This window comes from Micromonospora tarensis, assembly GCF_016803395.1.
Lineage (GTDB): Bacteria > Actinomycetota > Actinomycetes > Mycobacteriales > Micromonosporaceae > Micromonospora > Micromonospora tarensis.
Map to the genome: position 1 here is coordinate 24134 of NZ_JAEVHL010000017.1, position 19704 is coordinate 43837.

The window sequence follows — 19704 nt, forward strand, 5'->3', positions numbered from 1 at the left end:
CCTCCGGAAGGACGGCGCCGCCGCAGCCAGGCGAACCCGGCAACGGCGGCGAGGAAGAGAGCACGGCCGCCAGGCGGCCGGCATGGTCAGGGCGTCCAGACACCACCGACGGTCGTGCCGATGACGCTGCGGACCTCGGCCCGGTACTCGTACGGCACCCCCGAGGTCGCCCCCCAGTCGTCGTACGTCGACCCGGCCGGCAGACCCTGAGCGACACGCACACCGGTGGTGCTGTTGTTGCGGCGCACCCGCACCTCGTCGACCCACAGCACGTCGCCGGCGGTCGGGATCGAATCGACGATCCCCAGGACCGTCACATGGGTGGCGTTCGCCGGGGCGGTGCCGACCGCCCACCGGTACTCCCAGCCGCCCGGTGACGGCGGCGGTTTCCCGATCCCGCCGTCCACCGCGACGAACGTTCCGCCGGCGTCGTACCAGCGCAGCTGCGCGTAGACGTCCTTCCCGCCCGACGAACCGGCGAGCCACATGTCGCCGAAGTACGTCTCACCCGGGGTGATCGGGATCTTCACGCTCTCGACGAAGCTGCCGAGTGCGTCGGTGCCGTCCGAGGTCAGTTGGTACGACCAGCTGCCCGAGTGCGACTTGCTGTTCGTGCGGGTCGCGGTGCCGGCGTGCGGTGCACCCCACCCGGACATGTCGGCCGTCTCGAAGTCCGCGGCGAACAGCGTCGGGTAGAGCACCGGCCGCCGGTACAGGTCGACGCTCGCGGGCAGCGGCACGTACGGCCGGAACGCGGCTTCGTCGATCCACATCAGGTGGGATCCGGCCGGTGTGCTGCCCATCGACGCCGGGACGAACGTCGCCACTACCGCCCCGGGCGGGGCCTGACCGGCGACCTCGAAGTACGTCCACGCTCCCGCGCTCACTGACACGGTCGGCCCGGTGGTCTGCGACAGGATCGACAGGCCCGCGTCGCGCCAGATGATGCCCATGCCGACGGTACGGGCCACGGCCGAGCGCAGCCACGCCGTACCGATGTAGCTGTTTCCGGCGGTCACCGCCACGTTGCCCGCTCGGGCCTGCACGGTGGCGGTCACCCCGTCGGGGGTGAGTAGCAGCGACGCCGCGCCTTCGTGCGCCTGTGCTGTCGACCGTGCCACCACCCCGCCGAGCGCCACCCAGTCGGCGGCGTCGGTCTCAAGGTAGGGGTTGGCGTTCAGCGGGCCCGGCTGCGGCGAATGGGTGACCGCTACCCGGATCACGCCCTGCGCCGGTAGCGGCGTGACCGCCAGCGTCGCGGTGGCCGGTTCGACGAAGTCGACGTTGAAGTTGACCTGCACGGTGTCGCTCGGCAGTCCCTTCAGGTTGCGGGTCTGCAGGACCACCCCGTACCCGAATTCGTCGCCCAGGGCGAAGTCCGGCGTGTAGGTGGTGGCGGTGCCAGTCACCCACCCGGAGTCGAACACCGTCTCGGCCAGGATCACCAGGCGCACCCGGAACGCCGTCTGCTCGGCGACCGTCCAGGTCACCGTCACCCGGTCCTGGCTGACGACCTGCGCCGTGACCGGTGCCGTGATCGTCGGGTTTGCCTTGCCCGACGGGATGACCACGAACGCGTCGGAGTACAGCGACGCGGTGTCGGAGCCGTCCCACACCTTGACCTTGTAGGCGTGTTGGGCGTCGCTGGTCAGCCCCCACCCGGAGGAGAGGGTCCGGGCGGTCGTCGCGCCTGCGTTCTTCACCTCCGCCGCCTGCCAGGTGTTGTCGGAGGCGCGGAAGTAGGCCAGGGCGCCGACGCCGATCTGCCGCGACAACGCCCACGCCGACTGGCTATCGGCCGGGTCGGGGTCGGTGAACGTCCAGTCCAGGGTCAGCGGCGACGACACCTCGGCGGCCGCGCCGTTGTCGACGCCGATCGCGGGGACGTCCCACGTCGGGGTGTTCGGCGCGTACGTCAGCACCTGGTGGTAGCCGTTGACGACGTTCGGGCTACCGGCGTGGGCGATGGCCAGGTCGTGGCGGGCGCGCCCGAACGAGCCGCGACGGATCGAGAACTGGTTGCTGTTGGTGCCGAGCACGTCGGTGGTCGTGACCGTCGTCCAGGACGTCCACGTGCCGCCGGCCCTGCTGTAATCGACGAAGTACAGGTCGTTGTTCGACGTGCCGACCGCGTACACCCGCACGTCCCGGGTCGACTCCGCGTACGACAGGGACACCGCCCGCACCACCCCCGCCGGGTGAGCCGGGCTCTGCCGCTCCGTGCTGCTGGTGTTACCGCGGTTCCGCTCGACGAGCAGCACCGCCCCGCTCACCGTCGGGTGCGGCACCACCATCAGCCACCGCTCGCCGTCCCACCGGCCCACGATGCCGTCCTGCGCGGCGGCCAGCACCGGCTGCAGCAGCTGGGTGGTACGCGGGCCCGACCACCCGGCGCCGGTCCAGGCGAGCTTCACCATCCGCAGCTCGGTGCGGCCGTACGCGATCCACAGGTGGGGTGTGTTCGACGACTTCCCACCACCAAGGTGCTCGATGTCCACGCTCGGGACGATGCGGCCGGTGCCGGCGATGTCCATCCATTGGCGGGTGCCGGTCAGGATGTTGTTGTTGTACGTGGCCGTGCCGTTGGATTGGTCGAGCAGCACCCCGTAGAGGGTGACCCCGGAGGTGCCGAAGAACGTGGTACCGACGGCGATAACGATCCACATCCACCGGGTGGCGCCGCCGACCAGCTGGATGTCCATGCCTTGGTGGATCGCGCCGGGGGTGCCGCCGTGGTCGGGTCGGCCGGTGAGGGTTTCCGGCCCCCACAGGCCGAGGTCGAGCCGGCAGCGGCGGAACCAGATCCGGTCCTGCCCCGACTCGTTCGTGCGGTAGCTCGTGTAGAGGTGCCCGTCGGCGGAGATGAAGATGCTGCCCATCTCCTGCACGCCGGTCCGGAGCATGGACGCGAACACCGTCCACGACGTGCCGCCGTTCGTCGACCGGTACAGGTCCCACATGTTCGCGGTCGTCGACCGGACCATCACGTACAGGTACCCGGTCACCGGGTCCCGGTCGATGCGGGTGTTCGCCGGCACGCCCAACGGCTCGGCCTGCGTGGTCGTGGCGATCTGCGCCATACGGTGTGCGCCTCCCTAGATGGCCAGGCCCTGCGGGCACTTCGCCGCCGGGCCCCATTCCTCGATCAGCAGGTAGCGGGGGCTGGTGGCGGTGCCGATGTGCGTCACCGTGCCGGCTGAGGCGTTGACGTTGACGCTGACCGTCTGGCCTTCGAGGTCACTCGCGGTGGTCCGCTTCAGCCAGTGCTCACCGAACAGGGCAACCGGGGTGGACGCCGACGGCACCCCGTAGTGACCGAACTGCCCCCAGTCGGCCCCCGACGTGGCGGTCGAGTTGCGGACCCGCCACAGGCTGAAGTTCACGACGCTGCCCTGGAGCTGCCCGCCGAGGACCAGCCGGTACGCCATGCCCGCCCGGAACGTCACCCCGGTGATGCTGATCAGCGACGTCTCCGCCAGCACCGCCGCGCTGTTGGACGTCGACGACGCCACCCACAGCCCCGGCACGGTGAACGCGCCGACGATCACCCAGTCCGACTCGAAGAGCTGCAACCCCACCCGGTCTCCCGGGTTGACCTGCACGTGGCCGAACCGCTTGACCGGGGCTGGGATCACGTCGCCGTCGAAGATCACCGTGCACGCCGACGTCGCCGGGTCGCGGGTCACCACCGTGCCCATCCGCGCCGCCGGCGACGGCAGCAGCTCGGCGATACGCCGGTCGACCAGCCGCGCGAGCGCCGCGTCGTACCGGGCCGTCACAGGATCGTCCATTCCTGCGTCATCCGTCGGCCCATCAGCGGCAGCGTCCACTGCGTGCCGAGGACCTCCATCGGCGGGCCGGCGGTCGGATCCAGCACCAGCAGTCGGTCGAAGTGCCAGTGCAACGGGTTCAGCGCGGTGGGCGTGGTGTAAGTCGTGGGCACCCGAATGTCCGTGTCGATGCGCTCCTGCGCCTGCCGCACCAACGACGCGTGGTCGGCGGCGTCCAGCCCCACCGGTTGGGTGATGACCCGACCGCGTCCCTCGACTGACGTCGGACCGTCCGCCTGGTTGACGTAGGTGTACATGCCGTTGCCCTCGACCGGGGCGGCCTCGACGTTGTTGGACTGGTAGAACACCCACCGGTTCGGGGTGCGGAAGAAATCCTGCTCAATCTCCCGCTCAGGGGCGATCATCGACCGGATCCCGTCGGCCTCGTACGTCCATTCCGCTGGCCGCTGCTGTGGCGGCTGGTACGGCTGGCAGCGGGGCCGGCCGTCCCAGTCCGACCAGATTCCCGCGTACCCGATGGCCGACAGCAGGTCGTTGACGACCTGCAACCAGGTGGTGCGGGGGTCGAACGGCCACACCTTCGCCGCCGGCAGCACCAGGGCGGCGGACGACCGGTCGATCAGGTACTGCACGAAACCCCGTTGGATCAGGATGTCCTCGACCGCCGTCAGGTAGCCGACACCCGCGTCGACCGCGTACGTCTGCCCGACCGGGTCGTTGAGCGCCAGCAGGATGTCGAACCCGGCCACGTCGAACCGCGGTGGTGTCTCCCGCAGGTTCCGCTTCGGCTTGGCGGTGTAGTACGCGCCGAGGTTGAACCGGGCGGTGAGCTGCCCGTCGGACAGGGTCATGTACGGGCGGACGATCGCCCGCCCCCAGTCCAGGTCCCGGCTGATCGACAGCTGGGCGCTGCCGTGGAGCTCGGCGTACGCCGCCCGGGACACCGACCCGCCGCGCACGTCCTCGCTGATGTCGGCGAGCACGGCGAGGGTCTGGTCGACCAGTTCCGCGCCGTGGCCCACCGTCACCGCCGGGGCGTCGCGCACCAGCGCGGTCACCAGGTCGGCGGTGAGCCCGTCGCGGGGCGACGCGGTCAGCGGCTGCACGTCACACCCCCTCGGCGACGGTGACCGTCCGGACCGTGATCGCCACGTCGTACCAGTTCGTCTCCGTCAACTCCGACGGGGTGACGGTGAAGAACACCCCCGCCCACGACTGGCCCCGGTGGTCACGGACCTGCACGGGCAGGCCCTTCCACGACCGCAGCAGCACCACGGTGGCCAGCGGCACCTGCCGCAGCGTCAGCGATACGGTGCCCTGCTCGCCCTCGATCGTCACGGCGCGTTGGCGGCCGCCGGCGAACGTCTCGACGTCACCGTCGGCCTGGTACGTCTGGGGGCGGTCCCGGCCGGAGTAGGCGGCTACCGCCTCCCCGGTGTCGAGCCGGTTGATCCACACCCTGTCCAGGGTCAGAGTCGCCACGGTGACCACCTCCTGCGGTGAGCGGGCTGGGGGCTGGTCAGCGGGCCACGACCCGGCCGCGTGACCTGCCCAGGTTGTCGGCCGACATGACCCCACCGGTCAGCGCCTCAGCGAACTCGCCGGCGAGACGTTGGGTGTCCTGCCGCAGCGCCCGCAGCTCCTCGATCACCACGTCCATGATCGGCGCGGGGGTGACCGGCTCGGGGCGGCCGGTGCCGTTGTAGATCGGCGGGTTCCACCCGGGCATCAGGTAGCCGCCGTTGTCCATCGCGACGTGCAGGTGGTTGCGGTGCAACGGCAACTGCGTCGGCATCGTGGTCTTCCGACCCCGGGTCACCGCGTAGTCCCGGGTGCCGGAGCGGTGGATCAGCTCCAGCAGTTGGCCCTGCCGGGCCATGAAGAACTGCGCCAGGCGGTCCTGGTTGTAGCCCATGAAGTCGACCGCCCGGCCGGAGCCGTGCCACAGCGGGTCGCCCGGCCGGTACGCGTTCCCGAACGTGTACGGGATCCCGCTGGCCTTGACCATGGCCATGATCGAGCGCCACACCCCGGAGTCCCCGCGCTGCGCGCCCGGCGACGACGGCCAGGCCCCCAGCGCCGGCGTGACCTTCGATGCGACCTCGGCCCGCGACGGCACTCGGGTGCGGTTGACGTCCGTTTCGAACGGCATCCGCGTGCCCCAGTCCCGGCCGCGCAGCCGGTCGATCAGGCCACCGGTGGCGTAGCCCTGCAGGGCCTCTTTCGGAATCTGCCGGTGCCGGATCGCCTGCATAGCCGCGACACCGTAGTAGTCCACCGCCGGGACCGGCTGCATGAACTCACCCGGAGCGGCGACGATCGGGACGCTGTCGACGCCCTTGATGCCGTGCCCGTCGATCTGCCCGCCCTCACGCTTGAAGACGCGCGGGTCGCCGGCGTACCCGCCGAACACGTCCGAGCGGACCTGCGCCAGGGTGCGGCCCGTCGCGAGCGACCGTTGGAAGATGTACAGGTCGGTCAGGACCTTGCCCACCCGGTCGATCCCGTCGACCAGCAGGTTCGTGGTCTTCGACGGCGGGATCTTCCCGTACGTGCCGATCAGCTTCTCAGTCTCGGCCTTGTTCAGCCGTAGCTGGCCGGCCTCGGTGCGGATCGCCCCGGTGCGCTTCTCGTGCTTGGCGCGGGCCTCGTCGATGGCCACGCCGGCGTTGATGTCGGCGTAGTACATCTCGTTCGACTTGACCAGCAGGTCCTGCAACGCGTCCCGGTTCGACCGGCCCGCCTTCGTGTGCAGGTCAAGGTTGTTCTTGTTCCGGCCGATCTGGTCGCTGTTGCCCGAGACCGTCTCCGACAGCGCATCCCACGTCGCCTGGTAGATCTCGTTCGCCTCGGTCTGCTGGATGACCGCACCGAACATGCTCTCGTGGGCCTGCCGCAGCGCATCCGCGACGGTCTTCTGCCGGACCATCGCCCCGGTCAACGCACCGCTGCTCACCATCAGACCGTTGAGCGCGTCGGCGCCGATCTCACCCAAGGCCTGATACCGGGCGGCAACCGAGTCCAGCTCCAGCTGCAACCCCGCGACGTCGTCCTCCGACGCGGCCAGCGCCGCGCCGGAGCGACTCAGCGCCGCGGCGACGTCATCGAGCTTGGCCCGGAACGTGCCCGACGAGTCGGCGGCCGCGATCTGCGCGTCGCTCAGCCCGGCAGCCTTGAGCGTCGCGAAGTCCGCCACCTCGGCCGTGCCGAGGGTGGCCTTCCGATACGCCTCTGCCTCGGCGGTGCCGGCGGCGAAACCGTCAGCGGTCAGATCCAGCCGCTTACCGAACACGTCCAGGATCTTGTTCAGGTTCGCCTGGTCCTCGACCAGATACCGGGTCTTGTCCAGGCCGACGTCGAGCTGGTCCGTCCACCCCTTGATCGACGCACCGACGTGCACGATCCCGGCGCTGGTCCGGATCAGGTTGGACACGCCCATGGTGAGGTCGTTGACCGCCGACGCTGCCTCGTCGGCGTCGCCCGCAACCGTCGTGAACGCGTCCCCGGTCGCGTCGCCGATCCGATCGAGGCTGGCGCCGAACGCGGCGACAACCGGGTCGGCCTCGTCGACGGCGTCGGCGATCCCACCGATCAGCTTGCGGGCGCCCGACGTGGCCCCAGCGACCAACGGATCCACGAACCGCGACGACGCGAAGATCCGATCGAGATCCCCCCCGAGCGCCTCCCAGCCGGTGCGGATGTGCGCGAGCGCCCCCAGCAGCTTCGGCGCGAAGTCCGCCGCCCGGGCCTCCAGGTCACCCAGGATGAACTCACCCAGGTCCGAGCCGGCCGCCTGCACGCGCGCGTCGCGGGCGCCGAGGATCGCCCCACCGACGATGCCACCCGCACCGGCACCACCGATCACGGAGGCCGCGAGACCGCCGGCGAGCGCCGGCCCGGCGATCCCGACCGCAGCGGCAACAGCGGCGAGCATCGGCGGGGACAGCGGCGCCGACGCGAGGACCGGCCCGACCCGGGCGATGAACCGTGCGCCGAACCCCTCGGCCGCTTCGTCGCCGACGTCGCCGATCTGGTCGCGTAGCCGCGCCAGGTCCGTCCGCGCGGACGTCGCGTCGAGGCGCAGCCGGACGTTGGTGGCGTCCTTGGTCAGCTTCTCCAACTGCTCGTCGACGCGCCCGATCGCCGCGAGGGCGGCCTTCGGGTCCGCGTCAACGGTGACCGGCGGGTCGATGCCCAGCGACGCCAGGCGCCGCTGCAGCTGCTCAACCTGGCGGCGCGCCGGCGACGCGTCCGCCTCGACCGTCACCGGCGCGTCATCCACCTGGCCGAGCTGCTTACGGAACCGCTCCAGCTGGGTCAGGGCCCGTTCGGTGCGGACCCGCATCTCCACGCTGTCGGCCTCGCGGGACATCTCCCGCAGCCGATCCCGGGTCGCCTCGATCGACGCCAGCGCCGCCTTCGGGTCGGCCTTCACGTCGACCGGGTCGATGTCGAGGACCTTCAGGGCGTTGTTCAGCTGCGACGCGAAACCCTTCGCGGCCTTCGTCGCCTTGACCTTGACGTCACCCGACAGCTTCGAGTCGTCCGCCCGCAACTCCAGGTACGCGTCGCTGAGCTTCTTGCCCCTGGCTGCCATCGCCGCCCCCTTACGTCACCCCGAGGACCCGCAGCTTGATCCCGCGCGGGCTGTCATCCCGACCGCCCGGCTCACCGGCCGCCGGCGGGGCGGCCAGGGCGACGTCGAACGCCGCCTTGACCGTGTCCCAGTCCGCCCGGTCCCCGGCAACCTGCTGCGCACCGAACGCCGCCCCGATCGCCGCGGCGATCGTGTGGGCGTGCACGTCGCGGGCGAGATCCTCCAGCCGCAGCGTGTACGCCACGGCCAGGACGTCAGCGAGGCTTAGCCCAGGCCGGCCGCCGCCAGCTGCCGCTGGTCCCGGGCCGTGCGCTCCCGGGCATCCCGCTCCGCCCGCTCCTTGTCCTCGACCTGCATCAGGTAGAACTCCTGGATGTCCGGGCGGCCCCGCTCCAACGCCATCGCGACTTCCAGGTCCGACGCCGGCGCCGGTGAGGGCGAGTCGGCCGTTGATGCGGGCGGCGTTGTCTCGGGCCCAGTCGGCGAGGCGGCGGGCCGCCCAGTAGGAAAATCCGTCGTCGACTCCACCACCGCGGTGGTGATGGCCTTGATGTCGGACATCCGGTCGCGGATCTGCTGCCCGTTCTCCATGCCCAGACGCCAGTAGGTGTCCCAGTCGTCCGGGTGGATCAGCCGGCGCAGCGCGTCGAGGACGGCCCGGTACGCCGCTGCGGTGGCCTGCCCCATCGCCCGGACCAGCCGCGCCTGGTCGGCGGCGGCCATCGCGTCGACCTGCGACAGGTCGACCCCGTCGAGGGCGGACATGTCGATGTCCCTGCCGGCCTGGAGGAACTCGAGCTCGACGGCGTCGGTGGCGTGCGGGTGGATCCGCACCGTCTGGCCGAAGTAGTCGAACTCCAGATCCAGCGGGTCCCGCTGCCGACCCAACGAGCCGATGCTGCGCCCCATCATGCCCCCAGACGGGCCGTGCCCGCGCCGTAGAACGCGAACGCCTTCCCGGCCGCCGGACGCTCGAACGACCACACCGTGGCGATACCGGCCGCCGCCGCCCGCCCGTACGTGGACTGCAGCTCCCCGCCGTTGAGGCACTGCCGGCCCACCAGACGCAGGGTGTGATCCAGCGACTCCCACCCGATCATCGACCGGACGATCTCCGACGGGTCCGGGGCCTCCAGCTTCGAGCTGAGGGTCGCCGCGGTGCCCGACACGGTGGTCACCGCCGAGCTGGGCGCGTTCATCGCCCGCCGCAGGTTGTGCAGCGTGTAGTTGGTCATGGCGAACGCCAGCGTCGTGGTGACCTCGGTGACCGAGTACGCCACGGCGTCGAACAGCTCGGCGACCCGGATCGCCTCGATGTTCATGCTGTAGGAGAATGCCGAGCCTTCCTGCGTCGGGCCGAGCGGCACCCACGCCACCGGCCACGCGTCCGCGTCGTACGTCGACCCGGCCGCCGCGTTCGTCGGCTCCGTCGACGCCAGCGGCGCGTGGAACAGAAAGCCCGGCTCCTTGATCAGCAGCGGTGTGGCCTGCGTCAGCGGCATCTCAGTTACCTCCGGACTTCCGCGCCGACGCGGTGGTCGCGCCACCGGCCGACGTCTGCTCGTTCGCGGCCGCCTGCTGGCGGGCCCGCTCGGCGGCGGCCTTGTCGTCGGCCGCCCACTTCTCCAGCTCCGCCGGCTCGGCGGTGCCGGTGCGCTCCAGGACCTCCCGGCCGGCCTTTGTGTCGCGCTTGACGACCAGGCCCAGCTCGTCCCACTTCAGCCGCTGGACGGTCGACGCGGGCACCTTCATGCCCGCCGTGAAGGCGTTGACGGTGCCCCACGGGATGGTCTGGCTGGCGACCCAAACGCCGTACTCGGCCTCGCGCTCCTTGCGGCGCCGCTCGACGGCCAGCATGTCCTCGTTGACCGGCGACGACGTCGGGTCGTTCTCTGCTCCGGGGTATGTCACCTGGCATCTCCTTGCTTGCTCACAGCGCCCCATCGAGCGCGGGTTCGAGGAACGGCCGGGCCGGCAAACGCTCCGTGCCTCGGTCGTGGAAGTACATGTAGAAGTGCGCCCGATCCCACGAGATCCGGACCGTCCAGTCCGGGCCGTCGAGCACCGGTTCGGACCGGATCGACGCGGCGCCCTCACCGGACGCCTTCGGCGCGCCAAGCTGCGCCCGGCCGACGATCGGGTCCGCGACGTCCAGCAGCAGGTCGCGCATGTCGACGGACCGGACGACCTCGTCGACGGCCGCCTGGTCGACATCGACGCGCACGTTGTCGTCGGCCATCACCCGCCGCCGTACGTCACCGTCGACTCGATACGCACCTGCACGCCGAGGATCGTCAGCGTCTCGCCCGGCGCCAGGTCGTAGTCACCCTGCCCCTGCGTGATGCCGGCGAACGCGAGGGCCTGTCCCAGGTCCGGCCAGGCGGTCAGCTGCGCGGCCAGCTTGGCGAACACGACCTCGGCGCGGGCGTCGGTGTCCTCGACCGTCGCGGTGGTGTCGCCGGCGATACGGATGTACGCCGACACCAACGCGACTTCGTCGAGCAGCACGTTTCGCTCTGCCGTGGCGTCGGTGTGGGTGAACCGCACCCCACCGCCGTACACGCATTCCCGTGCCAGGGCGGCCGGCCTCGGGATCGAGTACGCGACCTGCAGGCCCGCCAGCGGCTGACCGTCGCCAGCGAGCACCCCCAACCGGGCGAACAGCAGCCGCTTCGCGGCGTACACGTTCGTGCCCATCAGGTCGTCCACGCCCGCTCGTCGCCGCCCCGCAGATACACCGGGGAGGTTCGCTCGACGACGAACAACCGCCGGCACGTCGCGTTGCTCTCGAACGCCAGGCCCTGGATCCGCAGAAACCGGCCGACCAGTTCCGGATCCCGCGACGACACGGTCAGCTCCGCCTCGTCGCCCAACTCCAGGCCCACCGCCCGGATCGGCAGCTTCAGCCCCAGGCGCAAATTCAGGGCGTACGCGTCGGCCTCGTCCTGCGCCTCGCCGCCCTCGTCGGACGACTGCTTGATCTCGCACCGACCGGAGTACACCGGCTCGGTCACGCCGGCGCGGCGGATGACGCACTCGTCGACCATCCGCCGCTCCGCCGCGTTACGCCCCCGGGCGAGTACTGACGCCAGCGACATGCCTCAGCCCTCCCGCCCCGTGTACGTGTCCTGCCCCCACGACCAGTCCGGCGCGGGGAACGACCACAGCGGGCCCGCAGCGGCCGGCCCGGGCGGGCTGGCCGACGGGTACGCCGCACGGGCCGCCGTGAGGATCTCCGCCCGCCGGGCCCGGTCGAACCGCACCCGGTGGTCGTCGGACTGCTCTTCGCTGGCACCGTCCGGGTTGCGGTACGCGATCGCGCCCAGCTCGATCGCCCACGTCCACAGCCGGTCCGGGATCGGGTCGGGCCAGTCCGTCAGGCCGGTGGCGTCAGAGAGCCACCCACCGGCCTGACGGCGTGCGACCGTCGCGGCGTCGCTGTCGAACTCGATCTCGGACTCCCGAAGCAGCTTCCGCAGGTCGACCAGTTCGAACAGGTCCGCCATCGGTCAGACCTGCGGCGGGGCGTCGGCGTGGTAGTCGACGCCGGCGCGCTGCTTCAGGACGGGGAGGGTCATCGCCTCGGCCTGCGCGCGGGCGGTGCCCTCGTCAAGGTCGTCCGGACGCTGCTCGACGTGGTACGCCACCCACTCGGCCTTCGGCGCGTTCACCGACGGCCGCTTACCGCCGCCGTCTGGCACCTCCGGGCCCGTCTGCGGCCTGACCGAGGGACCCGGCACGCCGGCCGGGTCGACCAGACCGGACTGGATCCGCGGGTCCGCCGACCCCGCCGGCGAGATGCGACCCTCGACGTCGGCCGGGTCGACAGTCACGATGCCCGGCGCGCCGGCCGCCGCCCGCCGGTCCACGAACGCCCGGAAGTCCGACCCGGGCGCCAGGTCCTCGTCCGTGGCAAACGCGCCGTGCCGCTCGCCCCGCTTCAGGTCCTCGTCGCGGGTGATGTCCACCTTGTCGCCGCGTACCGCCGACTGATGCAAGCCCTCGTCGTCGATGTACCAGAAGCTGCCGTGGATGATCGTCTTCTCAGCCATTGAGCCCGGTCACCTTCTTGATCGAGTACGGGTTGGTGACGTACATGATCGGGACGACGGACGACTGCACCCAGTCGCGCTTCGTCGCTTCCTCGTACCAGGTCTCGGTCTCCAGCGGCTGCTCGACGCGCAGCTCCCCGACCTGGCCGCGGGCCACCGCGTACGCCGTGCCGTTGGCCACCCGGTTCGAGGCGAACATCTCGTCGATGCCGGCCGCGGCCAGCACGTCGTTCAGCGCGCTGCCGTACGCGGTGGTGAGGTCCATCTTCTGCTTCGGGTTGACGATCCATAGGTCGTACTCGACCCCCAGCTCGTCAGTGTCGGCGAGGTACTGCGCGTTCGCGAAGTCCGCCGCCGGCCAACCGCTGTTGTTCGTCTGGCTGGATCCGGCGGTCACCACCGTGGCCCAGTTGTGCCCGACGAACGTGCCGGCGCCACCGAGCGACGCGATCGCGGCCTCCAGCACCGCGACGGCGTTGGTGTTGACCCGGCGGACGATCGTGTTCGCCAGCTGCGTCACCTGGTTGTTGAAGAACGCCACGTCGTTGCGGCGGCGCGCCTCGCGGGTGAGGAAGAACTTGCCACCCCAGTCCTCGGGGAGGGCGACCTTCGGCGTCGGCCGCTGCGACCCGACGATCGGGTACTCGTCGCCCGGGCCGCGGCGCTCGACGTCCCGGTCGGTGTACAGCTCGTTCACCGTGGCCTGGTCGTAGACGACCGACCCGGTCGCGGTGCCGCCGGTGGAGAAGATCCGGTCGACGATGAACCGCTGCAGGGTGAGGTCCATGATCCGGCGCGTGATCCGCGTCGGCTGCTTCACGGCCATGTCGACCGTCAGGGTGTTCCCGGTGACGGTCGGTGCGGCCAGCGGGTACGCGGTCTGCTGCGTAGGCATCTGACTGGGTCCCCCTCTCTCAGTCGAGCGCGATCTGCGCGGGGTTGCCGGACGTGGCGCCGGTGACGACCGTCCCGACGGCGATGCCGGACGCGAGGACCACCGCCTGGCCGTTGGAGCCGACCTCGACACGCTGGTTAGCGGTCAGGTTCGCCCCGGCGGTGACGGGGACGATGAACCCGGAGCCCCGCAGGACGCCGACCTTCTCGCCGGTCGCCGCGTCGTACGCGGCCACACCGAACGCCTTGGTAGCGGCGGTGGCGTGCGCGACACTGATCGACCCGTCGGCCTGCCGGTTGCCGGAGATCATCACGAACCGGCAGCCGGTCACACCGGCGGTCGCGTGGCCGGTGATCCGCCGGCCGGGCTCGTAGAACGGGATGCACTCGTTCGCCATGGCTCAGTTCCCCTTCCGGGCCGGGGCGGAGCCCGGGAACCAGTAGTCGTCTCCGGCCGCCGGGTCGGCGGACGCCTTGGAGTCCTCGCCGCCGTAGCCCATCTCGCTGACGGGCAGGCGGTTGGCCGGCAGCTCGTCCAGGTCGGCCTTGGCGCCCTCGGGATCCTTGTCCCACGCCTTGATCCAGTGGTCGCGTCGGCCCGGGGCGATCTTCCCCTCGTCGATCGCGTTGCGGATCGCCTTGTCGCGGGCGTCCCGGAGCTGCTGCGCCCGGGCTTCCTGACCGTCCTTCGCCGCGAGCCGAAGCTCGTCGAGGACGTTCTGCGAAACGGCCACGTGCCCTCGGGGATGGCCGGTGCGGACGTCGGCTCGGGCCGCTCGGCGAGCGCCGTGTCGAGAGCCGCCAGGATGGCGGCACCGTTGGCGTCGTCAGCGGCGTTGACCCGCTTCCGCAGGGTGGTGAGCTGCTCGTCGCTGAACGCCACGTCGCTGCCCCTCTCCTGGTTGGTGGAACCGGCCGCGGACGCGACCGGGGAATCGGGGCCCGCCACCATGGCGGGCGCGGGCGCGTTCGCGCGCCCGGCGTGCTGGAAAGCGCTGAGGTCGAACCGGTCCGGGTCGCGCAGCGTGTCCCACAGGTCCCAGAAGCTGGATGAGCCGCCCGGGGTGATCTGCTCGCCGGACGCGGTGCCCGTCTCGTCGGCGGCCGCGACCCGGTCAGCGAGGCCTGCCGTGACGGCTTCCTCGGCCGTGTACCACGCCTCGGCCTGCATCACGGCCCGCCACTGCTCGGTCGTGCCGCCGGCCTTCGCGGCGTACGCCGACGCGATCGCGTTGCTCGTCGACGCCAACCGCTCGACGTACTTCGTCATCTCGGCGGCGTTGCCGATGGCCACACCCCAGGCGTCGTGGACCATGAGCTGGGTGCCGATGCCCATCACGACCTCGTCGCCGGCCATCGCGATGACCGAAGCGGCGCTGGCGGCCATCCCGTCGACGCGCACCACGATCCGGGCCCGGTGCGCCCGCAGGACGTTCGCGATCGCCACGCCCTCGAACGCGTCCCCGCCCGGGCTGTTCAGGTGCACCACGATCTGGTCGACGTCCAGGCCGGCGACGTCGCGGACGAAGTCGTCAGCCGTCAGGCCGAGCCACCCGCCGATCGTGTCGAACACGTAGACGTCCGCAGTAGTCGCGTCGCTGTCGCCCTCACCCTCGCTGTCCTCGGCCAGCGCCTGAACCGGGCCGATCTGGTACCAGGCCGGTGGCTTCTCGCCGGCGGCCAGCGCTGCGGCCCGCTGCGCGGACAACCGCGTCACGCTGGGTCGGCGCGCCGGGTCGGGGCGGAGCAGGTCGAGTAGGTCGGCCTGTCCCTTCATCAGCTACTCCCATCGTCCGCCGGCGCCGCGCCGGGTTGTCCTTCGCCGGCAGCCCGTAGTGCTGCCGGGTCGCTTCCTCCAGAGGTCGGTCCGGGCGGAGGATGCCCGCGTCGACGAGCCACTTCAGGGCCTGCGCGGTGGCGGCCTGCTTGCTGCCGATCTCATCGGGCACGATCACCGGCGCCGGTTCGTTCTCGCCCCAGTTCGCGTCGACCAGGTCCTCGACGATGTGCTGGTTGGCGACGTCGGCGATTTCTTCGGCGAGGGTCTGCAGGCTCATGGTGAAGAAGTCCGCGAACGTCGACCCGAGCGCCCAGCTGCCGGTCTGCGTGCCGAGGTTGAGGAAGTGAGCCAGGACGGACCGGCCGATCTGCTCGTCGTGGTACCGCACCGACGGCAACGCCTGCGGCAGGTCACCCTCGACACCGCGCAGCACCATGTCCGCGCCGTTTGGAACCGCGCCGCCCGCCGTCGCCCCGGCCCGCCAGTCCTGCGCCATCTGCCGGCCGGCCGTCAGGTCCGTTTCACGCTCTCCGGCCTTGTACAGCGGGATGCCCATGCCGTTGCGCTCGATCGTCTGCGCGTCGACGCGCAACAGCCGGTCCTTCAGCAGCCAGTTCTTGTAGCAGTTACGCAGCACGCTCTTGCCGAGCCAGTTGCCGCCCTCGCGCTCCAGCACGTAGGCCACCAGCCGGTCGACCGGGATCGGCCGCTGCATCCGGCCCACCTTCGCCGAGAACTGGGTGATGCTGACCAGGCCCCCGTCGTCGGCGACCTCGATCTTCTCGATCGTCTTCGGCATCCGGATCGCCAACTTCCGCAGCCGCGCCCGGGTGCCGTCGTCGGTGATCCGGTACACCTGCTCGAAGTAGGCGTGCCCGAACGGCAGCATCAGCAACGCCAACCGCAGGTGCTCCGCCCAGCTGAACCGGTCCCGGGTGCGCGGCAACGGCCGCGGCTCGGTCCCGACGATCGGCAGCCCCAGGTTGTCCGCCACAAACTCGACGACCTCGTCGCGCGCCCCGGCCGGGTTGATCCGCCACGGGGTGCGCCGCACCGGGTACGTCACCGCCCGCAGCACCGACCCGACCTGCGAATCCTGCGACCGCATCGCGTCGTACACCTCGATCGAGCGCGGCCAGCGCAGCTCCGGTGTCGGCTCGTCCTCGACGAACTCCAGCCAGCCCATCAGCGACGGCCGGGCGGCGTACCCGATCTCGTTGACCGGTGCGGCCATCGCGGTCACCTCCCCACTCAGAACCCGACCGTCGCCAGGTCGGTTGTCTCCAGCTGCGTCTCAGCGGGCAGATTCACCGGCGCCGGCGGCGGCGGCTCTTCCGGCGGCACCACCGACAGCCCCCAGTACGCGCCCGTCCCACCGACCAGCACGCAGATGTCCGCGTCGGACTTCCGGCGCGCCCACGCCCACAGCCCATCGCCGATGTCCCGCTTCGCCGCACCCCGGATCGCCTGCGTCCACGCCGGGTCGTCCAGGTGCACGACGTCGCCGTCGTCGACGGCCGACACGAACGCCTCGCAGGCCTGCCCCAGGTCCCGGGTCGTCATCTCCCGGGGCTCGATGCCCTTCTTCGCCAGGGCCGGCTTCAGCGCGCCGACCGGCCCGGCCGGGTCGATCACCCAGTCCAGCGGGTCGTGCACCAGCAGCTGCTCCGCAGCGTCCGGCACCCACTTCGCGCCGGGCCGGTGCGCCACGACTTCGAGGTGCGTGCGGCCGTCCGGCAGCTGCATCGCGGCGATGATCGCCGCCGACTTCGACCTCGGCGCCACGTCGATCAGGAACACCGGCCGCGTCGCCGGCGCCGAGTCCAGGTCGCGCAGGTCGGACCACCGCTTCAGCAGCTCGTCGACCACGCCGACCGGGTCGTCGTGCCAGCCGAGCCGTTCCCGGCCGAACTCCCGCGGCGCCATAGTCCGTCGCTCGCCGCGCACGAACTCGACTGTGATTCGGCCGCGGCGGATCGCATGGTTCGCGGACCGCCAGCGGTCCTCGTCGTCGAGGGAGCAGCCGTCGGTGCCGTACTCGTGCGGGCACTCCGGGCCGAGCTCGCAGCCCGGGTCGTCCCAGCTGCCCGGCGCGCAGAACTCGATGTAGACCAGCGACGGGTCACCACCGCGGCGGCCGCGGTCGCGGAGCCGGCGCAGGTGTTCTGACTGCTGCTTGCCCGCGCTGGAGGCGTAGTTGATGACCGGGTTCCCCCGGGCCGACAGCGTCGGGATCAGCGCGCCCATCGAGTCCGCCGACAGGAACAGTGCCTCGTCGAACACCAACCGCTTGCCGCCCAGGCCGCGGCCGCCGTCAGCGGTGCGCGCCAGGAACTCCAGCGTCGCCCCCGACCTCAGCTCGATCGACTCTTCGCTCTTCGACTCGCTGATCGCCTTGACCCGGCGCGACAGGTACTCCGACCCGTCGATGAGCTGCTTGACCTCGTTGAACGCGTCCCGGGACGTCTTCATGCGGTGGGCGGTCCACACGATCCGGTCCGGGTTGTCGTCGAACAGGAAGAGGTCCGCCAAGCAGATCGGCAGGACGACCTTCATCGTCTTGCCGTTCTGCCGGCCTTCGATGATGGCCGTCTCCAGGGCCAGCCACCGGCCGCCCGGCCCGTACGACGCCGTCGCGTCGATCGCCAGCTTCTGCTCCGGATCGACCGGCAGGTGGATCATGTCGCAGAAGTCGATGATTTCCGGCCCGTACGACCCGCGCCGCGGCGGCACCCACAGGTGCGCGGGCTGGGTCATCGGCTCCGGTGCGCCGATCATGCGCCTCTCGCCTTCTCCCGCCGCCTCGCGGCCAGCTCGTCCATCTCGTCAGGTGCGGCCGGCGCGCCCTCCGTCGCGATCGCCATCGTGCGCAGTAGCTGCGACGACAGCGACGACGCCTGCGACGCGGTCAGCAGCTGCGAGTCCAGGTCCCGAGCCAGCCGCAACGCGATCGCGCCCGCCGTCGTGTCGACCCGGTTACGGGCCTCCAGCTCCTTGCGGGTCGCCGTTTCGATCGGCCCCGGCTCCGTAGGCCGCTCCGGCAGCGGCAGGACCGCAGCGGGCTTCTGACGAGGCGGACGGCACCGCTCGCAGTACTCCCGGCGCGAGCCCTGCGGCCTGGTGAAGCGCTCCGGACAGGTCTTCGTCTTGCAGCGCTTTCGCGGTCCGGCCATCGAAGATCACCGCCCCTGCTGTCCGGACAGCCAAGATCGCCACTGTGCGGAAAAAAAATCCTGACCCCGGCGGTCAGGCTCGCCCCCAATGTCCGAATTTTTCTGGGCTTCGGGTGACGCTGGGTCACCGTCGGGGGCGGTAGGCCTCGCCGGCGGCGATGTAGGCGTTGCGGAGGCCGTTGGTCATGAAGTCGCTGGTCAGCAGCTCCTTGGCCCTCGGGTGGTGGTAGATGGCGTAGTAGAGCTGGGCGCCTGCGTCCACCTTGGCCATGAGGTCTGCGGGCAGGGCATGGCCGAGGGCTGCGGCTTGCTGGTCGTCGAGTCGGGTGCCCGACTTGGCCACGGATGGTGGTGGTGGGGGTGTCGAGTCGGTCGGGACGGTCGACCTTCGGGGCCTGCTCTTGGCCGCGCCGGGTGGTCACAGTGACGTACCTCCTGCCTCGGTCGGGAACCACACGCGGCTGTGCCGCAGCGGTGTGCGCTGACCGTTGACCAGCTCGGCGCCTTTGCGTCCGCCGGCGGCGCGGTTGCAGCGCGGGTGTTCGGGTCCGGTGTAGGCGGTGCGGTCGTCGGTGTGCCCGAGGTCCCAGTCGTCGCCGTGCCGGATCGTGCGGGTTGGTTCGAGGCAGTGGGTGGCGTGGCAGTGGGTGGTGCGTTCGGCCTCGATGGTCTTGGCCCATTGGTCGCGGAGCTGTTGGTGTGGGTGCCCGTACCCCCGGGCTGTGGTGCTGCCCTTGGTCGGCATTGCTCACCTCCCGGTTGGCTGGTGCAGGGTGACGTGCCGCCAGCTCCATCCGTTGCGGATGTTGTTGATGGCGGACCGCTTCATGCCGTACTCGGCGGCGAGGTCAGCGTCGCGCTCACCCGTTCGGCAGCGGCGGTAGATGTCACGGACCTGTTGCTCGGTAAGGCGGGCGTTGGAGCGGACCGGCTGGTGCAGGCCGGTGCGGTAGGCGTGGCGCATGTTGTCCGACTGGGTGACCGCTTCGAGGTTGGCGAGACGGTTGTCGGTCTTCACGCCGTTGAGGTGGTTGACCGTGAGCCCGTCGGCCAGGGGCCCGTGCTCGGCTTCCCAGATCACCCGGTGCGCCAGGACGGTGTGCTCGGTCTGCCAGTCCTCGGGCGCGCGGAACTTGATCTGGACGTAGCCCCAGCTGTTGGTACGTCGGAAGGGCGCGCCCTTGACGCCGTGGACAAGGCCGGCGTGGGGGTCGACGCGCCAGGTGCCGTCGGCGATGAGCTGCTGGGCGTGGTCGTAGTGGTCTCGGATAGCCTGCGTCATGTCGATCCACTCCTGAGGTGGTGAGACGACGAAGGCCCGGCCGTGGGTGCGGCTGGGCCTTCACTGATGGTGGGGGTGCTACGTCTGGCGGTCGGTGGTGCTGCCGGGTCGGGGCATGGTCACCTCCCCCGGGTA

At 71.0% G+C, this 19704-nt stretch carries 23 protein-coding genes; all 23 read right to left on the bottom strand.

Features of this window, described 5'->3' with window-relative positions:
• Window positions 1–86: 86 nt before the first annotated feature.
• The 23 genes from JM949_RS06270 to JM949_RS06375 all read right to left on the bottom strand — a co-directional run bounded on the left by JM949_RS06270 (window position 87) and on the right by JM949_RS06375 (window position 19569).
• Window positions 87–3080: a hypothetical protein gene (locus tag JM949_RS06270; RefSeq protein WP_203147493.1), complete on the bottom strand. Its 2994-nt coding sequence runs from the start codon at window positions 3078–3080 to the stop codon at window positions 87–89.
• Between the two features lie 15 nt (window positions 3081–3095).
• The gene (locus JM949_RS06275; protein WP_203147494.1) at window positions 3096–3791 is read right to left on the bottom strand and encodes a hypothetical protein; all 696 of its coding nucleotides are present in this window, start codon (window positions 3789–3791) and stop codon (window positions 3096–3098) included.
• Window positions 3776–4897 carry a hypothetical protein gene (locus tag JM949_RS06280; protein WP_203147495.1) on the bottom strand — a complete coding sequence of 374 codons (1122 nt, stop codon included), beginning with the start codon at window positions 4895–4897 and terminating at the stop codon, window positions 3776–3778. The genes JM949_RS06275 and JM949_RS06280 overlap by 16 nt, the downstream gene beginning before the upstream one ends.
• A 1-nt stretch (window position 4898) precedes the next feature.
• Window positions 4899–5273, bottom strand: coding sequence for a hypothetical protein (locus tag JM949_RS06285; protein WP_203147496.1), 375 nt, complete (start codon window positions 5271–5273; stop codon window positions 4899–4901).
• Window positions 5274–5310: 37 nt separating this feature from the next.
• A complete protein-coding gene (locus tag JM949_RS06290) occupies window positions 5311–8388 on the bottom strand; it encodes a coiled-coil domain-containing protein (RefSeq protein ID WP_203147497.1) in 3078 nt (1025 codons plus the stop codon).
• 10 nt (window positions 8389–8398) lie between these two features.
• Window positions 8399–8632 carry a hypothetical protein gene (locus JM949_RS06295; protein WP_203147498.1) on the bottom strand — a complete coding sequence of 78 codons (234 nt, stop codon included), beginning with the start codon at window positions 8630–8632 and terminating at the stop codon, window positions 8399–8401.
• Between the two features lie 20 nt (window positions 8633–8652).
• The gene (locus JM949_RS06300) at window positions 8653–9300 is read right to left on the bottom strand and encodes a hypothetical protein (protein ID WP_203147499.1); all 648 of its coding nucleotides are present in this window, start codon (window positions 9298–9300) and stop codon (window positions 8653–8655) included.
• A complete protein-coding gene (locus JM949_RS06305; RefSeq protein ID WP_203147500.1) occupies window positions 9297–9890 on the bottom strand; it encodes a hypothetical protein in 594 nt (197 codons plus the stop codon). Before JM949_RS06305 ends, JM949_RS06300 begins: the two co-directional genes overlap by 4 nt.
• Window position 9891: 1 nt before the next feature.
• Window positions 9892–10299: a hypothetical protein gene (locus JM949_RS06310; protein ID WP_203147501.1), complete on the bottom strand. Its 408-nt coding sequence runs from the start codon at window positions 10297–10299 to the stop codon at window positions 9892–9894.
• Between the two features lie 19 nt (window positions 10300–10318).
• On the bottom strand, window positions 10319–10627 hold the full coding sequence (locus tag JM949_RS06315; RefSeq protein ID WP_203147502.1) for an HK97-gp10 family putative phage morphogenesis protein: 309 nt from the start codon (window positions 10625–10627) through the stop codon (window positions 10319–10321).
• On the bottom strand, window positions 10627–11097 hold the full coding sequence (locus tag JM949_RS06320) for a hypothetical protein (RefSeq protein WP_203147503.1): 471 nt from the start codon (window positions 11095–11097) through the stop codon (window positions 10627–10629). Before JM949_RS06320 ends, JM949_RS06315 begins: the two co-directional genes overlap by 1 nt.
• The gene (locus tag JM949_RS06325; protein WP_203147504.1) at window positions 11085–11486 is read right to left on the bottom strand and encodes a DUF6093 family protein; all 402 of its coding nucleotides are present in this window, start codon (window positions 11484–11486) and stop codon (window positions 11085–11087) included. The genes JM949_RS06320 and JM949_RS06325 overlap by 13 nt, the downstream gene beginning before the upstream one ends.
• Window positions 11487–11489: 3 nt before the next feature.
• On the bottom strand, window positions 11490–11894 hold the full coding sequence (locus tag JM949_RS06330; RefSeq protein ID WP_203147505.1) for a hypothetical protein: 405 nt from the start codon (window positions 11892–11894) through the stop codon (window positions 11490–11492).
• Window positions 11895–11897: 3 nt separating this feature from the next.
• The gene (locus tag JM949_RS06335; protein WP_203147506.1) at window positions 11898–12440 is read right to left on the bottom strand and encodes a hypothetical protein; all 543 of its coding nucleotides are present in this window, start codon (window positions 12438–12440) and stop codon (window positions 11898–11900) included.
• Window positions 12433–13335: a major capsid protein gene (locus JM949_RS06340; RefSeq protein WP_203147507.1), complete on the bottom strand. Its 903-nt coding sequence runs from the start codon at window positions 13333–13335 to the stop codon at window positions 12433–12435. Before JM949_RS06340 ends, JM949_RS06335 begins: the two co-directional genes overlap by 8 nt.
• Before the next feature lie 19 nt (window positions 13336–13354).
• Window positions 13355–13732: a capsid cement protein gene (locus JM949_RS06345; protein ID WP_203147508.1), complete on the bottom strand. Its 378-nt coding sequence runs from the start codon at window positions 13730–13732 to the stop codon at window positions 13355–13357.
• Entirely contained in the window at window positions 13663–15051 is a 1389-nt protein-coding gene (locus tag JM949_RS06350) for a head maturation protease, ClpP-related (RefSeq protein ID WP_309232032.1), read from the bottom strand. Before JM949_RS06350 ends, JM949_RS06345 begins: the two co-directional genes overlap by 70 nt.
• Window positions 14942–16348: a DUF935 domain-containing protein gene (locus JM949_RS36565; RefSeq protein WP_238432679.1), complete on the bottom strand. Its 1407-nt coding sequence runs from the start codon at window positions 16346–16348 to the stop codon at window positions 14942–14944. Before JM949_RS36565 ends, JM949_RS06350 begins: the two co-directional genes overlap by 110 nt.
• A gap of 17 nt (window positions 16349–16365) precedes the next feature.
• Window positions 16366–17892 carry a hypothetical protein gene (locus tag JM949_RS06355; protein WP_203147510.1) on the bottom strand — a complete coding sequence of 509 codons (1527 nt, stop codon included), beginning with the start codon at window positions 17890–17892 and terminating at the stop codon, window positions 16366–16368.
• Window positions 17889–18287 (bottom strand): hypothetical protein, encoded by a 399-nt coding sequence (locus JM949_RS06360; protein WP_203147511.1) that lies wholly within the window; start codon window positions 18285–18287, stop codon window positions 17889–17891. Before JM949_RS06360 ends, JM949_RS06355 begins: the two co-directional genes overlap by 4 nt.
• Before the next feature lie 124 nt (window positions 18288–18411).
• On the bottom strand, window positions 18412–18630 hold the full coding sequence (locus JM949_RS06365; protein WP_203147512.1) for a hypothetical protein: 219 nt from the start codon (window positions 18628–18630) through the stop codon (window positions 18412–18414).
• Window positions 18631–18705: 75 nt separating this feature from the next.
• Window positions 18706–19032: a hypothetical protein gene (locus JM949_RS06370; protein ID WP_203147513.1), complete on the bottom strand. Its 327-nt coding sequence runs from the start codon at window positions 19030–19032 to the stop codon at window positions 18706–18708.
• Between the two features lie 3 nt (window positions 19033–19035).
• Window positions 19036–19569: an HNH endonuclease signature motif containing protein gene (locus JM949_RS06375; RefSeq protein ID WP_203147514.1), complete on the bottom strand. Its 534-nt coding sequence runs from the start codon at window positions 19567–19569 to the stop codon at window positions 19036–19038.
• Window positions 19570–19704: the final 135 nt, after the last annotated feature.